Origin of the sequence: Streptomyces sp. NPDC015532 (assembly GCF_043078065.1) — a bacterium.
Taxonomy (GTDB): Bacteria; Actinomycetota; Actinomycetes; order Streptomycetales; family Streptomycetaceae; genus Streptomyces.
Genome location: NZ_JBIBSY010000002.1, coordinates 51,089 through 70,941, shown reverse-complemented (window position 1 = coordinate 70,941; position 19,853 = coordinate 51,089). Strand labels below are relative to the sequence as shown.

Sequence of the window (19,853 nt, the reverse complement as noted above, 5' to 3'; positions counted from 1 at the left end):
TCCGTAGATCACACGAGCGAGCGGTGTTCGCTCGCCAGCAGGGCAGGACGAAGAGGGGGAGTTCGAGTGACGGCGACCTGCGTCATTCTCGATATCGGTGGCGTGCTGGAGATCACGCCGGAAACAGGGTGCGTGCAGCGGTGGGAAGAGCGGCTGGAGTTGCCGCTCGGCACCGTGCATGAGCGGCTGCGCGACGTGTGGCAAGCCGGGAGCGTCGGGAGCATCAGTGAACGAGAGGTTCACGAGCAGGTGGCAGCACGCTTGGGGCTCGACGCGCCCCAGGTTGAAGGCTTCATGGCTGATCTCTGGGCGGAATACCTGGGAAAGCCGAACGAGGAACTCATCGCTTATGTGCAAGGGCTGCGAGGAAGCTGCAGGCTGGGCATCCTGAGCAACAGCTTCGTTGGCGCCCGGGAGCGGGAGACGGCGCTGTACCACTTCGACGAACTGGTCGAGCAGATCGTGTACTCGCACGAGATCGGCATCGAGAAGCCGGACCCGCGTGCCTTCGAGGCCGTATGTGCCAGCCTGGAGGTGCGGCCGGAGAGCTGTCTGTTCATCGACGATTTCCCAGTCAATGTTGAGGCTGCCCAGGCGGCCGGCATGCAGGCGCATCTGTTCGAGGACAACGCCCGGACGATTACGCGCATCGCAGCTCATCTGAACGCTGGTCCCCGGGTTGCAGGGCCTGTCCCGCTCGGATGACGTCGGCCTGGCCGGCCTTCAGCGGTTGCCGGCCAGGCGGTGGAGCGGTTGATCAGCCCACTTCTGCGTGTTCGGCACGGGCTCGGGTGCTGGCGAGGCGGTAGGAGTCGATTCCGGTCTCGATGATGGTGCCGTTGAAGGTCAGCCGGTCGACGATGGCCGCGCAGAGGCGAGGATCCGTGAACGTCTTGGTCCAGCCGCCGAAGGACTCGTTTGACGCGATGGCCACGCTGTTCTTCTCCTCGCGCTCGGTCAAAACCTGGAAGAGGAGCTCGGCGCCGTGGCGGTCCAGTTCCATGTATCCGAGTTCGTCGATGCAGAGGAGGTCGACGCGGCCGTATCGGGCGATCGTCTTGTTCAGCTGTTTCTCGTCGGCGGCCTCGACCAGCTCGTTCACCAGCTTCGTGGCGAGCGTGTAGCGAACGCGGTAACCCTTCATCGCTGCTTCGGTGCCCAAGGCGATGAGCATGTGGGACTTGCCGGTACCGGAGTCGCCGATCAGGCAGAGTGGCTGGCTCTTCTTGATCCATTCGCAGCTGGCAAGGGTGTGGATGGTGGCCGCGTCGATGTTGGGGTTGGCATCGAAGTCGAAGGCCCGCAAAGACTTCTCCCGTGGGAATCCCGCCGCCTTGATCCGCCTTTCTGACCGGCGGCGGGCCCGGTCGTCGCACTCGGTCATCAGCAGTTCGGCGAGGAAGCCGCGGTAGGTCATCTGGTCCTTGACCGCCCGGTCGGCGATCTCGTTGAACTCGTTGCGGATCGAGGGCAGCCGCAGCAGGCGGCAGGCGGTGTCGATCGCGGTGTCGGCGGCCTGCTCGGTCAAGCCTCGCTGGCGGGGCAGGGTCACTGTGCTTCTCCCTCACGGTGGTCGCTGCCGCTGGTGCGGCGGCGTCGGAGCAGTTGGTCATAGGCGGTCACCGACGGCAGCGGCCTGGTGTCCGGTGGAAGGTGCGCGAGCCGCCACTCGTGCAGCGACGTGACCGTGGCCGGCGTCTGCCCGGGAAGCGCCGGGATGGATGCGCCGATGGTTGGCTCGCCCTCCGTCTGAGCGGCCTTGCGGGCCTCCAGGGCGACCGCGTCGGCGGTCAGGGCGCCGGCCCGCAGCGCGGTGGCCAGGCCAGCGACCACGTACTCGTGGGAGAGGTGCCGGTTCAGCAGCAGGACCTCGATCAACGCCCGGGTGCCGTCCCGCTCGCCGTGAACCTTGCGGGCCTGGGCCCACCAGGCATCGTGGACCGGGGTGAACTTGCCTGCTGACCGGGCCTGTTCCAGAGCCGTGGCACCGGGGAAGGCTCCCGGCTTGCGGATGAGGGCTTCGAGATAGTGGTCCAGGTCCAGACGGCAGCTGCCCTTCGCGATCAGCCTCTCATGCCGGGCCACCTCGACGTTCCTGTCATAAACCACCAGGTGAGAGGCGTGCAGGACGACGCGCACCCGCTTGCCGATCAGGCGGGTCGGGACCGAGTAGCGGTTGGTCCGGACGGCGATCTGGCTGTAGCGGTCGACCCGCGGCGTGAAGAGCCGACCGGTCTCGAACGGCTCTTCCGGCAGCGGCATCAGCAGTGGCTGCTCGACGGCGAAGTGCTCGTCGACGGTCCGCGGCCGTGAGCCGATCCTGCGGTGCCCGTCATGCAGGTCCCACTGGTCGACCATCTCGTTCAGCTCGGCGAGGGAGTCGACTTCCGGGACCGGAGTGAAGTGGTTGCGGCGGAAGTAGCCGATCATCCCTTCGACTCCGCCCTTCTCGTGGGCGCCTTCGATGCCCGGGCGGCAGTAGAAGCTCTCGATGTTGAAGTGCGAGCGGAAGGCGATCCACCGGTCGGTCTCCACCCGGGCCCGGTTCAGCCCCAGCACCTGGGCAACCGCTGACTTCAGGTTGTCGTAGCGGATCTTGGTCCGGGGAACACCGCCCAGCGTGCGAAGGGCGTGCAGGTGCCCTTCGAAGAAGGCTTCCTGGCCGCAGGAGGCGAAGACCCGGTGGACGGCTTTGCCCGAGTAGGACAAGCGGAGCGAGAACAGATAGCAGGTCACCAGCTCGCCGGCCAGGCGCACGGTCACGTCGCCGAAGTCGACCTCCGCTTCGTGGCCGGGCAGGTGGGTCTGCGGCACGAACGCTTCCACCGGGGCCTTGCCCGAGGCCGCGAGGATCTCCGGCTTCCGGTCGGAGACGTAGCGCCGGACCATCTGGTAGGACACATCGGCGTCGTGCTCCTCGATGAGCCGGTGGAAGATCCGCGTGATCGTATGGCGCTGCTTGCGCGGCGCATCGAGGTCCGTCCGCAGCATCTCGTCGATCACCGGCTTGTACGGATCCAGCGCAGTCGGCCGCGGTGGCAGCTTCTTCCGCGGCTCTGGCCAGACCGAGTCCACAGCCTTCCTGACCGTCCGCCACGACACGTTGTACTTGCGCTCAAGCTCGCGCATCTTCATGCCGGCACGGTGATCACGCCGGATCGCCGCGTACAGCTCGACCTTGGACATCTGCGGCATGACCAGGACCTTTCACCAGGTGCACCCCGATGCTGTCCTGGCAAGTACCCCAGTGCTGTCAAAACTCGTGAACATCACCCGACCGTGGATCTGGGTGCCTCCCAAACCCGTGAACAACTGACGGCACTACTCGTGAATAAAGCCACCCGTGAATCCGGCAAAAGCAGACGCGTCAGCCATCGGCGGATCAAGAACAGCCGCCTGGCAGCGACCGGACGGCACTGGGCGTTCGCCGCCCTCACCGCCTCACCCGGGGCCCATGCCCACTACAACCGCCGAAGAGACACCGGTGATCGCTACCACGCAGCCCTCCGACGCCTGTTCAACCGCATGCTCGGCCAACTGCATCACTGCTTGACGACCCGCCAGAAGTTCGACGAAACGATCGCCTTCACCGTCATCTCACGGACACCGCCAGCAGCTGCTGCTTGACCCGATAGCTGCATGGGGTGTCTTGTCCGCGTGGAGCTTTACAGGGCGGCGCCGACGGGGTCCGCGACGCGAGCGGATAGGTGGGATGCCCCGGACGAGCGGCTCAAGTCCTTGGCTGTCATGAGTGTTCGCGCCAGAGATGCCCACCGAGATGGGCAGACCGTTGCGGTCGGTGAGCAGGTGAATCTTGGACCCCTTCCTGCCTCGATCGGTCGGATTCGGTCCGGTCAGGGCCCCCCTTTGAGGGCACGGACACTGACCGAGTCGACGGCGCATCGAGACCAGTCGAGGATGCCCTCGGATCCAAGTTCATCCAGGACTACGCGGTGGAGCTTGGCCCAGACGCGGGCTTTGGACCAGTGAGTGAAGCGGCGGTGGACGGTCTGCCAGGATGCCCCGAACAGCGGTGGCAGCTGTCGCCATGTCCAGCCGGAGGTGGCGACGAACACGATCGCAGCCAGAACACCACGGTCGTCAGCTCTCCGGCGGCCGCCGCCTTGTGGACGCACCGGCGCCTCGGGCGCCACGCGTAGAAAGAGCTCCCACAACTTGTTGGGCACCAGTTGCTGCACCATCTCCATGCCGTGAACAACGAGAACCCCAACGGAAGGCTGACAGCCGACGTAGTCAATGCTGTCCCGGACGTCTTCCCGACCAGGATCCTGAGAGACCATGACCGACTACCTGCAAGCCGTCTTCGCCATGCTGGGCCCCAAAGAAGAGCGGCTCTCCGACCCCGCAGCCTGGCTCAGGCTGGAGAAGGAAGTCGGCAGAGCCCTGTCGGCGGACTACAAGCAGATCGTCGACGCTTACGCGCCGGTGCAGATCAACGGACACCTCTACCTCCACCATCCGGCATCTGAATGGTTCAACCTGGCCGAGCACATACGTTCGACATCGGCCACCTGGGCAGAAAGCGCATGGGAGTCCTACGTTACTGAGCCGGAGGACGACCCTCGCGTCTTCTGCAACCTCCCGCAGCTCAGCTTTGGAACCGCTGAGGGTCTGATCCCCCTCGCCTCCACCGACCAGGGGGGACAGGTCTTCGCGGCTACCCAAGTCCACGGGACCTCCGCCGGCGTGGTTGTCCAGGGCTCGGAAGGTGACTGGGCAGGACACGCGATGACCTTCGCCGAGTGGCTGTACCGGTACCTGGTCGGCGAAGAGATGATCGGCTGGGACAGCGCGGTCTTCTACCCCGGCTCTGTTCTGTTGGAATACCTGCCCACAGGGCCGAACCAACGCACCTGGGAGACGTACGGACCGGAACGCGGCATGTAAGCCCTCACACCAACCGAGACACCTTCTTAGAGTAGCTAGACCGTGCCGGAAGTCAGATGCCCAAGGCGACCGCCGCCAGACCGGTTACGCCAACGGCACGGCACCGCCACCATCGAGGCGGTCCGCACAAGCGCCCACGAGGCTCGGCCATCCGGATGGTGGGCCTCACACACGCATTACGCAGATTCCTGCCACCTGCGTCAAACATGTGTGAAGCCCGGCCGCCGAACGGGCGCCCGGGCTTCCTGGGCGTACCGGGTCAGCTGACGCGGACCGCCTTGGTCGTGGTAGTGCCGCTGGTATAGCCGGTCTTCTTGGCGGTGACCTTGACAGTCATCCTCTTGTCCTGTCGGACGCCCTCAGCGGGTACGTACTCTTCATCGCGCCGCTGATGGCGGTGCCCGGAGCAGTACCACGTAGCTCGTCGGGGCGGGTGACCAGGCGCCGTGGCCTGCGGTGAGCGTCTTGCCGACCTGGACGGTGCCACTGATGTTCGGCGCGGTCGGAGGCTTCGGCGGCGCCGACGGCCGGGAACCCCATCGGTGGGGCGGGCTCGTCGGTGCGTAGCCGGTACAGCCACCAGCCGTCCGAAAGCGACGCGTTTTCCCGCTTGAACCGCGTGCTCGTGCTGGCGTGCCGGCTCTGGACCGGCAGCGGCACGTACGCGAGCGGACAGGCCAGCCAACCGCCCTTCTCCCTCACCAGTCACCCCGCTGTTGACGGCCCCGACGGTGCGGGACCGTACACGGCAGGTGCTGGGGTCAACGAGGGGCGGCCGCCGATGAAGCCCGGGTTTCTGGCCGCCTTATCTGGTTGTTCTATTTCTTGGCGAGGCGGAGTTGGTTGACGCACCGCAGATCCTGCCGGTACTTCACCGCACCCTGCTGGTACCAGAACCGGCATAGCGAGGTGTCGTCCGTCACCGGTCCGGTCACCTTGAACCGGACCATGTGATACCAGTCGGCCGGCTTGTGGGATTTCACGGTGAAGGTGTCCGTCCGTTCCGGCAGGCCGGTGACGTCGTCACCCGGTGACTTCACCTCCAGCCCGCCGATTCCGTACCCGTCGGTGTCCTTGGTGCTCACCACCTTGTAGGCGATCAGCTTCAGTCCAGGGGGAAGGCCGCCGAGGAACCGCGCCTTGAGTACCGTCACCGGTTCACCGCTGAGGTTGGTCACTTGTGGCAGGTTGACCCAATACTCCTTGCCGATCCGCAGACCGCCGGATCCCACCTCGGCCTGTGAGGCCATGCCGCCGTCAAGGGCATGGCCGTTCCGCGAGGTGGCCTTCCCATCTTGTCCCTGTGGGACCAGCCAGGCCGTCAGAGCTGCCATGACGACCAGCACCGCGGTTACGGCAATCAGCAGGCCGCGCCTACTTCGAATAAAAAACGCCAGCCTTGCCACTGCTGATCTTCCCGTTCTTGCCCCCGCCCCCGTGCTTGCCGGGTTGGTCCCCGGACTGGAGCTTCGGCTTGTGGTTGGTGTCGTAGCCGGTCTTCGAGGCGAGCGACATACGCAATGCACTCACCGCGCCGCCGAACTTGGAGGTCAGCGGCGCCGCGGTTCGCGGTCAGCCAGGTCGATTAACGTGAGGCCGGAGCCCCAGGCAGCAACTCCGCACGCCTTCACCGCTAGGTCGAGGTGTGACGTGTTGGTCAAGGAGTTGCTAACCAGATAGATGATGAGTCCGGCAGCCATGGTCAGTTGGGCCCAACCGAACATGACCGGTCGGCGGACGCTGCTGCGATACCGCGCCGGCAGCCAGCCCCCGCCGAGAGTGGCGACCCCCCCGACGATCAGCACCGATGCGCCGACCACCTCAATACATTGCCAGAACATGATCGGCCTCCACTTTGGAGCGGGATTTTTGGCCCATTTCCTACTGATTGACCGGCTGGCCGCACAAGGACCACACCACGGCGGATGTGCCTCTCGCGTGCCCGTTCGGTCGGGATGGCTGGGGAGATGTCGATCTCGCGCTGGCCCGGCTGCCCGGCCGATAGCCGGGAGACGGCCATACGAGAGCGAATTTCGCAGACTCGGGACGAGAACACGTCGCGCAAACGGATCAGGGCGCCCTGCAGACTTCTAGGAAGGGGCGGCGGCGACCGTCAGTTCGATGGTCAGGGTGGCTCCGCCGGTGGTGGTGATGCGGAGCAGGAAGGTGCCTGTGGTGTCGTCGGCGTACAGCTTCGGCAGCTTGAGCAGGCCGTCCGCGCCGGTGGTCAGGGCGCCGAGGGTGCGTACGGTCTTGCCGTCCGCGTCCTTGAAGAAGGGGCCCTTGTCGTTCTCGCCCGTGTCGTCGGCGGACTTGATCAGGGTCGCGGTCGCGGCGACCTTGCCCGCCGCGGCGCCCTTGTAGGTGGCCTTCACCTCGACCTGGTCGGCGAACTCGCCGCCCGGGACGCAGGTCAGCGCGGTGTCGCCGGTGCGGGCCAGGGTGTCGGCCTGGCGCGCGGTGACGCTCGCCGTGTAGTCGAGGCCGGCCATGACGCGGCCCACCACGGTGACGCGGACCGTGAAGTCGCCCGTCTTCTCGCCCGCCACGAGCGCGGGCGCGCCGGCGATGCCGAGTCCGTTGGTGACCAGCGTGGCGACGCTCTCGCCGCCGGTGAAGGTGGCGTCGGTGTCACCGACGATGGTGAACCGCACCCGGACCTTCGCCACGGGCTTGCCGGTCTTGTCGTCGGTCCGCACGGCGATCTTCTGCGCGAACGTGTCCCCGGCGGTCGCCGTGAGCTTCCCGGCGCCCATGTTCGTCAGGTGGTCCACCGTCTCGGTGGGCGTCGGCGTGGGAGTGGGCGTGTTCGTCGGGGGCTGCGTGGCCGGCGGGGTCGGGGTGGCGGGAGGGGTCGGCTTCGGGGCGGGGCTCGACGGGCCGCCGCCGGGCCGCGGGCCGACCGGCGGGGACGGCTGCGCGGGCGGCGTGGGCGTCGGGCTCGGCGAGGTCGGCTCGTCGCTGTGGTGCGAGGGCAGCGTGCCGGTGCCGTCCGGCACCTCGTGCGTGCCCTTGCGGTAGTACTCCAGCCACGACATGACGGTGTTGAGGTACGCCGTCGAGTTGTTGTAGCTGAGGATCGCCGCGTTCATCTGCGCCTGGACCGACATGTCGTGGTCGAAGCGGCACAGGTAGTGCCCGGCGGCCAGCGCCGCGTCGTAGATGTTGTTGGGGTCCTTCTTGCCGTCGCCGTTGCCGTCGCGGCCCGCCCACTCCCAGGTGGAGGGGATGAACTGCATCGGCCCCACCGCGCGGTCGAAGGTGCTGTCGCCGTCGAACGCGCCGTTGTCGGTGTCCTTGATGTTGGCGAATCCGTAGCCGTTCAGGACCGGGCCGAGAATGGGCGACAAGGTCGTGCCGTTGGCGTCGACACGGCCGCCGCGGGCCTGGCCCGACTCGACCTTGCCGATCGCGGCGAGAAGCTGCCAGGGCAGGTTGCAGGTCGGCTTGGACTCGCGCAGCGACGCCTCGGCCTGCTTGTAGGCGGCCAGGACGGTCGCCGGGATGCCCGCCTCGGCCACGCCCGTGGCGGCGGGCGTGTCGCTTCCCGTGGTCGGCGCGGGGTTCGGGCTCTGCAGCGGCGGAAGGTCCGTGAAGTAACGCCCGTTACCGGTCGCGAGTCCGCTGCCCGCACTGGTCGCGTCATTCGTGTGCTGCCCGGCATGGATGGCGGTCGCCTGCCGGCCGTGGTCGTCGGTGATCACTCCCGGGGCCTGGGAGGCGGACAGAGCCGCGACCGCGGCCATGGTCACAGCGGTGGTTGCCGCGCCCTTGCGCAGCCTCCTGCCGAATTGCGCCGCCATCGAGTGAACCCCTCCCACCGACGACCGGCGTGACCGGTCGCCTCCTGAATCTGTGCTGCCGCTAACTCCGGCCGCACGACCAAACGCGGACCCGGCTGGTGACCTTATGACACTCGCCATGAAGCTTCTGCCGGGTGGTGTCTGCAGGCGGTGCGGATGAGCAGTGGTAGTTCGTTCCCAGTCTGCTGCGAAACGGCGTGAGTACCAGGATCTGGAGTTGCGCAACTCGGCTTGAAGGCCCATTGCGCAGTCCGCTTTGCACTCATCAAGGCGTTTGCATTCACGTATGTGGCGTTCCAGCATGGTGAACGAGAGCCGTCCCCAAACAGCCCTGAAGAGCCTTCGGGTGGCAATGGGCGGGCGCGGCGGCGCCTGTTCGCGGTGAGTGAGCTGCACATGGCGCACGCCAACTGCCGTGCGTGGCGAATTGGATGCTCGCCGGGTGCGGACCTATGGCTCGGACCACCGCAGTGTTCGGCAGCGAGATCGGTCTAGCGCTGGACGGCTTGTCTCGGGTGAAGACGTCACTGCTGCGGGTGCGGCGGATCGAGGCTTTCGGTGGATCGCATGTGCAGCATGTCCCGTCCATCAGCTCAACCGGCATCCGGCATGCTTTGGGGTAATTTCGCGGGGTTACACAACATATTCGGTCATGACTTTGGAAAGTCTTGACCGGCATCCTGGAACCTTTTCGATACCTGACGTATTGACAGGTTGGTCAAGAAATGGTTCGAACCAGGCCAATCTGAATATATCGCTCGCCCGTGAACGCGCAGCAGAATGGAGAATATTTTGCTGGCAATGGCTGATTCTTGACTTGCAGGCTGACGGCGTGACGCTGCGTGTGCTCCATTTCAGAAGATCAGCATCCTGGCCGGGGGCACCCGGCTCGATACTGACCTGGAGGGACACCCGACTATGCGTCAAAGACGCGCGATCCTCAGCGGGTCGCGGCCGGCGCCTGCACACCGGCGAAGATTGCGGCAGATAGCCATCGGCCTGGTGATGGCCATGGTTGCCGAGGGGGCCCTGGTTGCGGAAAGCGGCATGGCTTTCGCCACAACCCCCGATAGCGGCGCATCTACGGCATCGGCGGCCCCGGCCTCCGAAGCCCCTTCCGGACCCGCTGAGGCGCAGGATGAGGCTTCGGCAGTGCTGATGGCTCGCCTGCAGGACCGCAAGATTGAGGTGCTGTCGGAGCGGACGACGAAGTCGACCACCTACGTCCTGCCCAGTGGGGCCATGCAGACCGTGTCCTACGGCGGACCGATCCGCGTGAAGCAGGACGGTCAGTGGAAGGACATCGACACGTCCCTGTCCGATACGGGCGACAGTCTGGAGCCGAAGGCAGCCGCTGCGGACGTGGCGGTGTCCGACGGCGGGGACACGCAGCTCGCGTCGGTGAGCAAGGACAAGGCGTCGTTCGGCTTGGGCTGGGAGGACAAGCTGCCCACACCGTCGGTGAAGGACGGCACCGCCTCCTACAACCTGGGCGACGGGCAGAAGCTTTCGGTGACCGCGCTGGCCCAGGGCTTCTCGGAGAACATCCAGCTGTCCCAGCAGCCGGCCGATGACGCGGGCACCTACCGGATTCCACTCAACCTGGACGGGCTGAAGCTGTCCCAGGCCGACTCCGGGCACCTGCTGCTGAAGAACCCGGACGGGGACCTGGTCGCCGAGGCACCGGCCCCGATGATGTGGGACGACTCCAAGGATCCCGCTTCGGGTGAGTCCGCCCATCAGCGGCGGGTCGACACGAAGATCGACACCGACAAGGACGGATCGCAGACGCTCGTCCTTAGCGCGGACAAGGATTTCCTGGCCACGGCGACCTACCCCGTGACCATCGACCCGACCTCCACGCTCGCAGTCACCACCGACACCTGGGTGCAGACCCCCGACTACACCGACTCGCAGGTCTCCTCGCCCGAGCTGAAGTCCGGCACCTACGACGGCGGCACCGACGTGGCGCGCTCATACCTCAAGTTCGACGTCTCGCCCTACAAGGGCAAGCACATCATCGACACAAACCTGGCGCTGTACTCGTACTACTCCGCCACCTGTGCCACCACTGGCGCAGGCACCCAGGTCCGGCGGATCACCTCGGACTGGTCCTCGTCCACGGTGACGTGGGCCGCGCAGCCGACCACCACCACCACGGGCGCGGTCACCAACACAGCCGCCCTGGGCTACTCCTCTGCCTGCCCGGCCGGCACCATGAATTTCGACCTGGACAGCATCGTGCAGGCGTGGGCTGATGGGTCGGCCAACTACGGCCTGCAGGTCCGCGGCGCCAGCGAGACGGACTCCGCCACCTGGCGTCGATTCCGCTCGGCGAACTACATCTCCGGCGACAACTCGGTGGAACCGCATCTGACGGTCACCTACAATTCCTACGCCACCAACTCGGCTTCGGCAGTTTCGCCGAGCATCGCCAACGCCTACAACGGCAAGCGCTACGTCACTTCATTGACGCCGCTGCTGTCGGCAAAGGTCAGCGACGCCGACGGCGGCACGGTCAAGGCTCAGTTCGAAGTGACGCCCGACCCGGCGTACAACGACACTACGTACGCTTACACGGCCACCACGGCAGCTGTGGCATCCGGTGGAACAGCCAAGCTGACCATCCCCTCGGCCAACGCCTTCCCTGCTGGATCGCATCTGCGCTTCCGGGCCCGTGGCTTTGACGACTCGGACTACGGCACCTGGTCGGGCTATTCGGTGTTCGTGCTGAACACCGCGCTGCCCGTCGCGCCGAGCATCTCGTGCCCCGATTACCCGGTGAGTACCTGGTCGGCGAAGGCATCGGGCGCGGTCTCATGCACCCTGGACACAACCTCGACGGACGGTCAGGGTTTCAAGTGGGGCCTGGACGATCCGGCCATGGGCAAGCGCGTCGACGACACGGTGGACGGTACCGGCGGTGACCCGCTGACCATCAGCATCACGCCTGCCGACGGCTGGCACACGCTGTACGCCAAGACCATCGATTCGGGCGGGAATCTGTCCACCGCGACCACCCAGTACGCTTTCGGTGTGGGCGCCGACGGAGCGGCCATACTCTCGCCCGGCCAGGGCGACAGGCCCGCCCGACGTGTTGCTCTGTCTGCCACCGGCAAGTCCACCTACACCGGTGTCACGTACCAGTACCGCCGCGGTGAGACCGACACCTGGCACAACGTGCCGCTCGCAGACGTCGCCAAGAACAGCGATGGTTCGGCCGTCGCCGCATGGCCGCTGGCCGCTCCGAGCGGCGCGCCACCGGCGCTGAACTGGAACATCACCACCTCGCTGGCCGAGGACGGCCCGGTCGACATCCGCGCCGCCTTCACCGACGGGACCAGCACCGGTTACTCCGAAATCGTGACGGTCACTGCAGACCGCAACGCCGGTGACGCCCCCGCGAGTGACGTGGGTCCTGGTTCGGTGAACGAACTGACTGGTGACTACACCCTGTCGGCCACCGATGCCTCGCTCTTCGGCATGTCGGTCAGCCGTACGGCATCGTCCCGTCGTCCGACCGCGGGCACCGACGCCGAGGGGCAGGTGGCTATCTTCGGCCCCCAGTGGACCTCTGGCGCCGCGGTGCAGACCTCGGACTCGGACTGGGACTACCTGCGCAAGACCTCGGCCACCTCGGTCGCCGTGGTGGACTCCGAAGGTATCGAGACCGGCTTCACCGCCACCAGTGCCGGCGCATGGCAGCCGGAACCTGGCGCGGAGGACCTCGCCCTCACCGGTTCCCTGACTGGCTCGTTCACGCTTAAGGACGACCAGGGCACCACGACCACCTTCGCGAAGGTGGACCCTGCGGCAACCACGTGGCAGATGTCCACCACGTTCACCCCTCTGTCGGACTCCACCACCACGGTGGTGTCCGAGAAGGTCGTGGCGGGATCCAGCACGCTGACACGTCCGAAGTACCTGATCGCCCCCACGAGCGCGGTCAGCGCCAGCCAGTGCCAGACTGCCATTGACGCCGCTACTGCCGCTGGCCACGACTGGTTCGCCAACACCAGCAGCAACACCGGATGCCGCGTTCTGCAGTTCGTCTATGCCGCCTCGACCACGGCCACCAGTTCGGTGTTCGGCAACTACACCGGACAGGTCCAGCAAATCAAGCTGTGGGCCGTCACACCTGGCGACAGCACCACCACGGCAACGGTCGTCTCGCAGTATGCCTACGACAACTCCAGCCGTCTGCGTGAGGAGTGGGACCCTCGGATCAGTCCGGCGCTGAAGGCGACCTACGCCTACGACTCGGCCGGCCGCGTCACCACCCTGACACCGGCCGGCGAACTGCCGTGGACTTTCGCCTACGGCACGGCCGGCAATGCGGCTACTGCAGGTCCGGGCATGCTGCTGTCGACGTCGCGGCCCACGCTCTCCCCCGGCTCGAAGAGCCAGCAAGATGGCGGCACGGCTGCTGTCTCGCTGGTCTACGACGTCCCCCTCAGCGGTTCCACGGCCCCCTACAAGATGGGTACGTCCAACGTGTCCGCCTGGGGGCAGACGGACATGCCGACGGACGCCACGGCCGTGTTCCCTGAGGACGTGGCGCCCGCGTCGCACGACGGCAAGAGCCTGACCTCCGCGTCGTACACCCGCGCCTCGCTGTCCTACGCGGATGCCTCCGGCCGTGAGGTGAACGCCGTGACACCAGGCGGGTATGTCACCACCACCGAGTACGACGGCACCGGCAACGTTCTGCGCGAACTGACCGCCGCCAACCGGGAGCTGGCGCTCGCCACCTCCGGCGCGGGCCTCGACGAGATCAACAGGCTCGGCATCAGTGGCCTGTCCACGGCGGAGCGCGCCGATCAGCTGTCCACCACGCACGTGTACTCCACCGACGGCCAGCGTGAGCTGCAGGAGTACGGGCCGCTGCACATGGTCACCCTCACCGGCACCATCAAGGCCGGCACGGGCGGCACCGACCTGCCCGCCGGCTCTGAGGTCGCCGCTCGACGGCACACAGCGACCGCCTACGACGAGGGACGCCCCACCGACGGCAGCGCCACGGTGAGCAACCAGCCCACGACCGCCACCATCGGCGCCTACGTGGACGGCTACCCCTCCGACGCGGACACCCGGACGACAAAGACCGGCTACGACTGGGTCCAGGGCCTGCCCACCACGAGCACGCTGGACCCGGCCGGCCTGGCAGTCACCCAGACCACGGTGTACGACACCAAGGGCCGGACGATCAAATCCATCATGCCCAAGTCCAACGGGTCCGACGCCGGCACCACGGCCACCACGTACTGGTCAGCCACCGGCACCGGAACCTGCCAGGGTCGTCCTGAGTGGGCGGACATGGTCTGCTCCGTCGGCCCGGCCGGGGCCATCACTGGAGGTGGCACCAACCCCGCCCAGCTGGCGACCAAGTCGCTTGAGTACGACCGGTGGGGCAACCTCTCCAAGGAGACGCGGACCGCGAACGGCGCGACCCGCACCACGGCCTTCACGGTCGACGGCGCGGGCCGCACGACCAAGATCGCCATCGCCGGTGGCGTGGGGACTGCGGTCGCCGACACCACCGCGGCTTACGACACGGTGACGGGGGACGTCACCACCGTCACGTCGGGCGGGCAGACCGTCACCCGGACGTACGACATGCTCGGCCGCGACCTGTCCTACAACGACGGCGCGGGAAACGTCCGTAACACGGTGTACGACAAGCTCAACAGGCCGGTGAAGACCACCGACTCGGCTCCGTCGACCATCACCTACACCTACGACACCAGCACGGACCCACGCGGTCTGGAGACCTCCCGCACGGACTCCGTGGCGGGCACCTTCCGCGCTGCCTATGACGCGAACGGTGGCATGACCAGCGAGCAGATACCGGGCGGCTACACCCTCACCGTCGGCACGAACGAGATCGGGACACAGACCTCCAGGGTCTACACCCGTGACAGTGACGGCTCCACCGTCGCGTCCGATGCCGCCGATCACTCAGTGCAGGACCAGGTCGTCGCGGACAGCGACACCAACGGGCAGACGGTCAGCCGCGCCTATGGCTACGACCAGATCGGCCGGCTCACGCGTTCCGACAACGCAAGCCCGAACGGCACCTGCACCAGAAGGGACTATGGCTTCGACAAGGACTCCAACCGCACCACCCAGGCGGTCTCGTCGGGTGCTCCCGGAGACGCCTGCTCCTCGACCGGTGCGACCAGCACCACGAACACCTACGACAGTGCCGACCGACTGACCAACACCGGCACCGTCTACGACGCCTTCGGCCGCACCACGGCCAAGGCGAACGGCACCACCCTCTCGTACTACGCCACCGACCTGATCCGTCAGCAGACCTCCAGCACTGGCCGTCAGACCTGGAGCCTGGATGCCCTCGGACGTCTGTCGTCCTCGGTCACCGAAACCCAGAACTCCGATTCCACCTGGAGCCAGACCGCAGTCAGGACTGATCACCATGGGGACGACACCGACAGCCCCGACTGGTCGGTGGTGGACGCGAGCGGCACAGTGAGCCGCAACGTCCAGGGCATCGACGGCAGCCTCGCCGCCGTCACCGGCGCCTCCGGCGCCACCGTGCTCCAGCTGGCCGACATAGCTGGCAACGTGACGGTGCAGCTGCCCCTGGACCAGTCGGGCACGGTCGTCGCCCAGTCCTTCGACGAATTCGGCAACCCTGAGTCCGGTGCCGCACCCACAAGTTACGGCTTCCGAGGAGCCACCCTGCGCAACAGCGGGACGGTCTCCGGCGACATCGTCATGGGCGTTCGCCTGTACGATCCGTCCACCGGACGGTTCCTGCAGACCGACCCAGTCCCGGGCGGTTCGGCGAACGCCTACGACTACGCCGGACAAGACCCGCTCAACCAGCAAGACGACTCCGGGACGTCGAGCAAGTGCAAGTGCACCAGCTCCAACAACTACTGGCGGCAGACGTCCGTCGGTCACGTTCACTGGGGCCGCTGGCACGACACTTACAGCCAGTGGATGAAGAGCTGGTTCAAGCGCAACGCCATCAACGCCTTCAACTACATCTTCGCGGGCTATTCCTTCGGATCGCTGCGCGTAAAGATCGTCGGAATGAAGACCCGGTACGGCTACCAGAACTGGTACTTCAGACGCTGCTACCGCGGACGATGGCAGCACGAGAAGGAGACCTACTACTGGTACGTCGCGAAGGGAACGGTGGAGATCACTGCCATCTACTTCCTTACCTGGCGTCGCACCCTCTATGACGGCCCGTACATGTACGACGCCAGAATCTCCTACTACTAGAAACGCAGATCGTCACTGACCGGGCTGGGTGGGGACGACTCCCCACCCAGCCCGGCGACGGTCTCGTTCCGAGTTACTTGAGGAATCATGGGAATTTCTATTTCACACGATCCGGTGCAGATCCTGTTGGGCATCCTCTGTCTTGCGCTGAACATCGGATGCTCGATAGCGGCCTCGCGCATCGCCCGTTCCAAGGGGGCAGACCATCGCGACTGGAGCTACGTCGCGCTGATCTTCGGGCCCTTGGCCGTCGTCTCGCTCCTCCTGTTCGGTGGACGGAAGAAGAACAAGAAGGTCTACCCATGGGAACAATGAGCGATCGACCCGCCCGCTGCCGACGCGGAACACCGACGCGACGCCTGCTCGCCACATCACTCGCCGCCTGCCTCTTCGCACTTGCGGGATGCGACAGCGGAGCAGCACGGCACCCCGACGCTCCTGACGGCTGGCATCGGCCGCTCACGGCTCCCTCCGTGCCGGCGCCCAAGAGGTCTGTACCCGCAGCCGTGCACACGGACGCCGTACTGCCCACCGTTTCAGGCCGGTTCGGAAGCGCCGCCACGATCTCGGTTCCGAAGACCGCGCCGAGCGGCAAATTCGTCGTGGCGCCGCAGACACAGGGACGAGGGCGTCCGGCGCGCACTGGCGATGTGGTCGTCGTCCGTAGCACCGCCAAGCTGTGGCGAACCGGCAAAGCGCTGCCCAGCTCGCACGACAAGGGAACCCGCCCTCAGGTCTTCGCCGTCGGGCGAGGCGCGACGCTCCCGGCCCTGGACCAAGCGGTGCAAGGACAGCGTGCCGGGAGTCGGGTTCTGGTCGTGGCACCTCCCGCGGCGGCATACGGGACGACCGGCAGCGCCCAGCTAGGGGTCTCCGGCAAAGACACCGTCGTCTATGCCGTCGACATTCTGAACGTCATCGCAGCCAAGGCGATTGTCCCGGGCGAGCAGGTGCCGGTACCAGGCACACTGCCCGAGGTACACATGAACAAGGACGACGGCACCGCGAGCGTAACCCTCCCCGACCGTGCCGCCCCCATGAGCCTGATGGTCCGGAACCTGGTCAACGGTTCCGGCCCGGTGGTGAAAGCCGGGCGGACCCTCGTTCTCCAGTACTCTTCGGTCGCTTGGGGGACCGCCAGCGGCGAGGATGAGGCAGACCTCTTCCTCAGCTCCCGCGCGGAAGGCAGCCCGCTGTCCGTTGTGATCGGCCGGGGCAACGTCATCGATGGCTGGGACCGAGCGCTGGTGGGCCGAAGGGTTGGCAGTCGCGTGCTCGCCGTCATTCCCGCGAAGCTGGCGTACGGTCCGCATCCCCCGAAGGGCTTGGCCCCCGGTACCGCGGTGGTCTCGGTTCTCGACATCCTCGCCGCTGTGTGACGTGGGACGAGACGGGCCTGACCGGGTGCCCGTCCCCTGGCACACACGACAGGGCTGCCCCGCAGCGGGCAGCCCTGTGTCGTTCGACTCGAACAACAGAATCGGGCGTCGCCGCTTTGAGAGCGCATGCCTGTCTGGTGGGCAACGGAGGTGACGGAACTGGCGACACCGATGGCTCCGCGCAGTTGGCCGAGCCCGCCCAATAGGCGGGTTCCATCGCACCACCAGCCAACTCGGTGACGCGTCCGGGCACCGGGTAGGCGGCAAGAAGCGCCGATCCAAGCCGGCTTCCACCCACCTGTGACCGCCGCCAGGTCGTCCATCGAGTCTGGCGTTCCGTCCGTGGTCAGCCGAAGGCGTATCGGGCAAGCACCCCGCCTACCACGTCGGCACGATCAGCAACCCTGGCTCTCGCAGAGGCCGCGCGCCAGCTGCACGTACAGACCGGGCTGGCCTGCACGGTCTGAACATCTCCCAGTCGGGCCGGGACCTGAGACCGACCCCTGACAGGTCATCGCACAGACCTCGGACCCCGACGCCGTCCTTCAGGGCACCGAGGCACGGACTCCCACTCCCGGTCATTAATCCGACTGCGCAAACCTGGTCGCCAGCCTGACGGCCGATGGCACATCGGTCAGCAGCTCGACGGCGTACGACCCGTTCGGCAAGCAAACAGCGACGACCGGCACCACACCGGCAGTCGGATACCAGTCAGGCTGGACAGACCCAGAGTCCGGTGACGTCAACATGGCGGCCCGCTGGTACCAGCCCGGCACCGGATCCTTCGCCTCGCGAGACACGTGGCAATTGGACCCATTCCCGTCCGCACAGGCCAACCGTTACACCTACGTCAATGCCGCGCCCCTCAACGGCACCGACCCTTCAGGACACCTCGTCCTGAAGGATTCCTGGGGAGGAGTGGGCCTCGCAACTGGCGAGATTTATATGCCTCGCGGCCCGATAAAGCTCCCCGACATCAGAAGGCCGATCCCTCGGAAAGTCCCTGATGGTAAGGCAAACCGGTATCCGCAGCGATCCCGCGGGCTGCCTGGAAGGTCTGGCGGCACGTCTTGGAGTATTGGATCCGGTCCCGGTATTACGGCCGGCAGCCTGGCCGACGCACTGGGCAAATAAGCGGCCTACTTCTCGTCGGGTCCCGAGTATGGATGGTCCGGGCTGGTCGACACCGAGGCAGGCCCTGGCCTAGCTCCTGGCGGCGCAGGCAGCGGGGGCGGAACCTGTAGGTACCGCTGTGTTGATGCCCCGCCTCTGCCTCCGCCACCCATCGACCAGAATCCTAACAATGGCCCGCACCCCGTTACGGCGCCTGACCGTCCGACAGCTAAAGCAGTGCATGACGATAAGAAGTGGAACAAGGACAGTGGCGTCGATGCCACTGTAAGCACGACCGACATGACCGGGTTGGTTGACACTGGCAACTACACACCTGAGGACGGGTCCAGTCTCGATCTTTTGCGTGACATGTTCCCAGACGAAGCCATCGATCCTGACCTCGGATATGGAATGTCTGGCGCGAATCCGGATGCGAAGCGCACACGTGACGCATGCTCCCGTGACTTCCCTTCCAGGAATCCTGCATTCTATTACGCTCCTATGACCCGTTTTGGTCCTGGACCGGACGACTGCAGGGCTACAGGCGCGGTGGCCCATATCAACGCATATGATCTTCGGGCGTGGAGGCTTGATCCAAAGTGGAAGCCTGGATGATGTGACGAAGGCCGCCAGGGGGCAGGATGTTACTCTCGGTGTAGTTTCCGTCTACGGGGGCGCTAATCCGGCGATTCCAACCGAAATTCAAGATGTATGCGGTTGGCAGCAGGGGATACGGTCTGAACTGTACGGTCTATAATCGGCCGACCGGTGGATATTAGTGCTCAGAAAGGTCCTCGGGTTGGAACTCTCTCGAACCTATCAAATCGCTGAATTGTTGGGTGAACCCGAAGTTAACGGAGACATTCGCCGTGACTGGGGGAGCCTTGAAGCGAGTTACGGGAAAGGGCTTCCTGACGACTATAAGTGGTTTGTCTCGGCTTATGGGTCCGGTTGTGTAAACGACCAGCTCTACTTTTTCCATCCGCGTGCTGTGATTGGTGATCAAGGGCTGCGGATTGAGTCGCTGTGGGAGCAGGCGGCCTATTCGTACGGCGAGTTGGTACGGAGTAGTCCTGAGCTGTATCCGTGCCCCATCTATCCCGAAAAGAGTGGGTGTATTCCCGTAGCTAGGTCCGTCTCGGGCAATTACGTCCTCTTGATGCCTCCGGGAAGCGAATCGAAAGAATGGCGAGTCGTAGTAGATATGGGGAGCTGGGTGATTCTTGATGTGAATTTCACCGATTTCCTCTACACTGCGCTGCGAGGAAAGCTTTTCGTGCCTGTGATCGAAGGGGATCCATTCGAGCGTATAGGTGAAATTGAGCCTTAGAGGTGGTCTCACGTGGCAGGTTCCGCGAGCTTCTTGAGTAGCTCAGGGCGGTGGCCATGGCCAGGC

At 65.8% G+C, this 19,853-nt stretch carries 12 protein-coding genes and 2 pseudogenes; 8 read left to right on the top strand and 6 right to left on the bottom strand.

Features of this window, described 5'->3' with window-relative positions:
- Positions 1–66 precede the first annotated feature (66 nt).
- Positions 67–705: an HAD family phosphatase gene (locus ACF07B_RS06795; RefSeq protein WP_222812190.1), complete on the top strand. Its 639-nt coding sequence runs from the start codon at positions 67–69 to the stop codon at positions 703–705.
- A 52-nt stretch (positions 706–757) separates the two neighbouring features.
- Here the strand turns inward: ACF07B_RS06795 and istB are convergent, their stop codons facing one another.
- Both istB and istA read right to left on the bottom strand, forming a co-directional pair.
- Positions 758–1,552, bottom strand: a complete 795-nt coding sequence (istB, locus tag ACF07B_RS06790) for an IS21-like element helper ATPase IstB (protein ID WP_392178019.1) — start codon at positions 1,550–1,552, stop codon at positions 758–760.
- The gene (istA, locus tag ACF07B_RS06785) at positions 1,549–3,186 is read right to left on the bottom strand and encodes an IS21 family transposase (RefSeq protein ID WP_392178722.1); all 1,638 of its coding nucleotides are present in this window, start codon (positions 3,184–3,186) and stop codon (positions 1,549–1,551) included. Before istA ends, istB begins: the two co-directional genes overlap by 4 nt.
- A gap of 153 nt (positions 3,187–3,339) precedes the next feature.
- On the opposite strand from istA, the pseudogene ACF07B_RS06780 reads away from it, so the two are divergent.
- Positions 3,340–3,627: pseudogene (locus ACF07B_RS06780) on the top strand (IS110 family transposase); the annotation flags it as partial.
- A 21-nt stretch (positions 3,628–3,648) separates the two neighbouring features.
- On the opposite strand, the pseudogene ACF07B_RS06775 reads toward ACF07B_RS06780, so the two are convergent.
- A pseudogene (locus ACF07B_RS06775) lies at positions 3,649–4,208 on the bottom strand (IS5 family transposase); the annotation flags it as partial.
- A 91-nt stretch (positions 4,209–4,299) separates the two neighbouring features.
- Between ACF07B_RS06775 and ACF07B_RS06770 the strand changes: the two are divergent.
- Complete coding sequence (locus tag ACF07B_RS06770; protein WP_392178018.1) at positions 4,300–4,908, top strand: hypothetical protein; 609 nt, start codon at positions 4,300–4,302, stop codon at positions 4,906–4,908.
- 818 nt (positions 4,909–5,726) lie between these two features.
- On the opposite strand, the gene ACF07B_RS06765 is transcribed toward ACF07B_RS06770, so the two are convergent.
- The 3 genes from ACF07B_RS06765 to ACF07B_RS06755 form a co-directional block, all read right to left on the bottom strand.
- Positions 5,727–6,314, bottom strand: a complete 588-nt coding sequence (locus ACF07B_RS06765; RefSeq protein WP_392178017.1) for a hypothetical protein — start codon at positions 6,312–6,314, stop codon at positions 5,727–5,729.
- Between the two features lie 144 nt (positions 6,315–6,458).
- Positions 6,459–6,749, bottom strand: coding sequence for a hypothetical protein (locus tag ACF07B_RS06760; protein WP_392178016.1), 291 nt, complete (start codon positions 6,747–6,749; stop codon positions 6,459–6,461).
- Positions 6,750–6,998: 249 nt separating this feature from the next.
- A complete protein-coding gene (locus tag ACF07B_RS06755) occupies positions 6,999–8,711 on the bottom strand; it encodes a lytic transglycosylase domain-containing protein (protein WP_392178015.1) in 1,713 nt (570 codons plus the stop codon).
- Positions 8,712–9,689: 978 nt separating this feature from the next.
- Between ACF07B_RS06755 and ACF07B_RS06750 the strand changes: the two genes are divergently transcribed.
- The 5 genes from ACF07B_RS06750 (at position 9,690) to ACF07B_RS06730 (ending at position 19,787) form a co-directional block, all read left to right on the top strand.
- The gene (locus tag ACF07B_RS06750; RefSeq protein ID WP_392178014.1) at positions 9,690–15,965 is read left to right on the top strand and encodes a DNRLRE domain-containing protein; all 6,276 of its coding nucleotides are present in this window, start codon (positions 9,690–9,692) and stop codon (positions 15,963–15,965) included.
- Between the two features lie 87 nt (positions 15,966–16,052).
- The gene (locus tag ACF07B_RS06745) at positions 16,053–16,280 is read left to right on the top strand and encodes a hypothetical protein (RefSeq protein WP_392178013.1); all 228 of its coding nucleotides are present in this window, start codon (positions 16,053–16,055) and stop codon (positions 16,278–16,280) included.
- Between the two features lie 191 nt (positions 16,281–16,471).
- Positions 16,472–17,344: an FKBP-type peptidyl-prolyl cis-trans isomerase gene (locus ACF07B_RS06740; protein ID WP_392178012.1), complete on the top strand. Its 873-nt coding sequence runs from the start codon at positions 16,472–16,474 to the stop codon at positions 17,342–17,344.
- A 600-nt stretch (positions 17,345–17,944) separates the two neighbouring features.
- The gene (locus tag ACF07B_RS06735; protein ID WP_392178721.1) at positions 17,945–18,478 is read left to right on the top strand and encodes an RHS repeat-associated core domain-containing protein; all 534 of its coding nucleotides are present in this window, start codon (positions 17,945–17,947) and stop codon (positions 18,476–18,478) included.
- Positions 18,479–19,256: 778 nt separating this feature from the next.
- On the top strand, positions 19,257–19,787 hold the full coding sequence (locus ACF07B_RS06730) for an SMI1/KNR4 family protein (protein ID WP_392178011.1): 531 nt from the start codon (positions 19,257–19,259) through the stop codon (positions 19,785–19,787).
- The last annotated feature ends 66 nt before the right edge of the window (positions 19,788–19,853 follow it).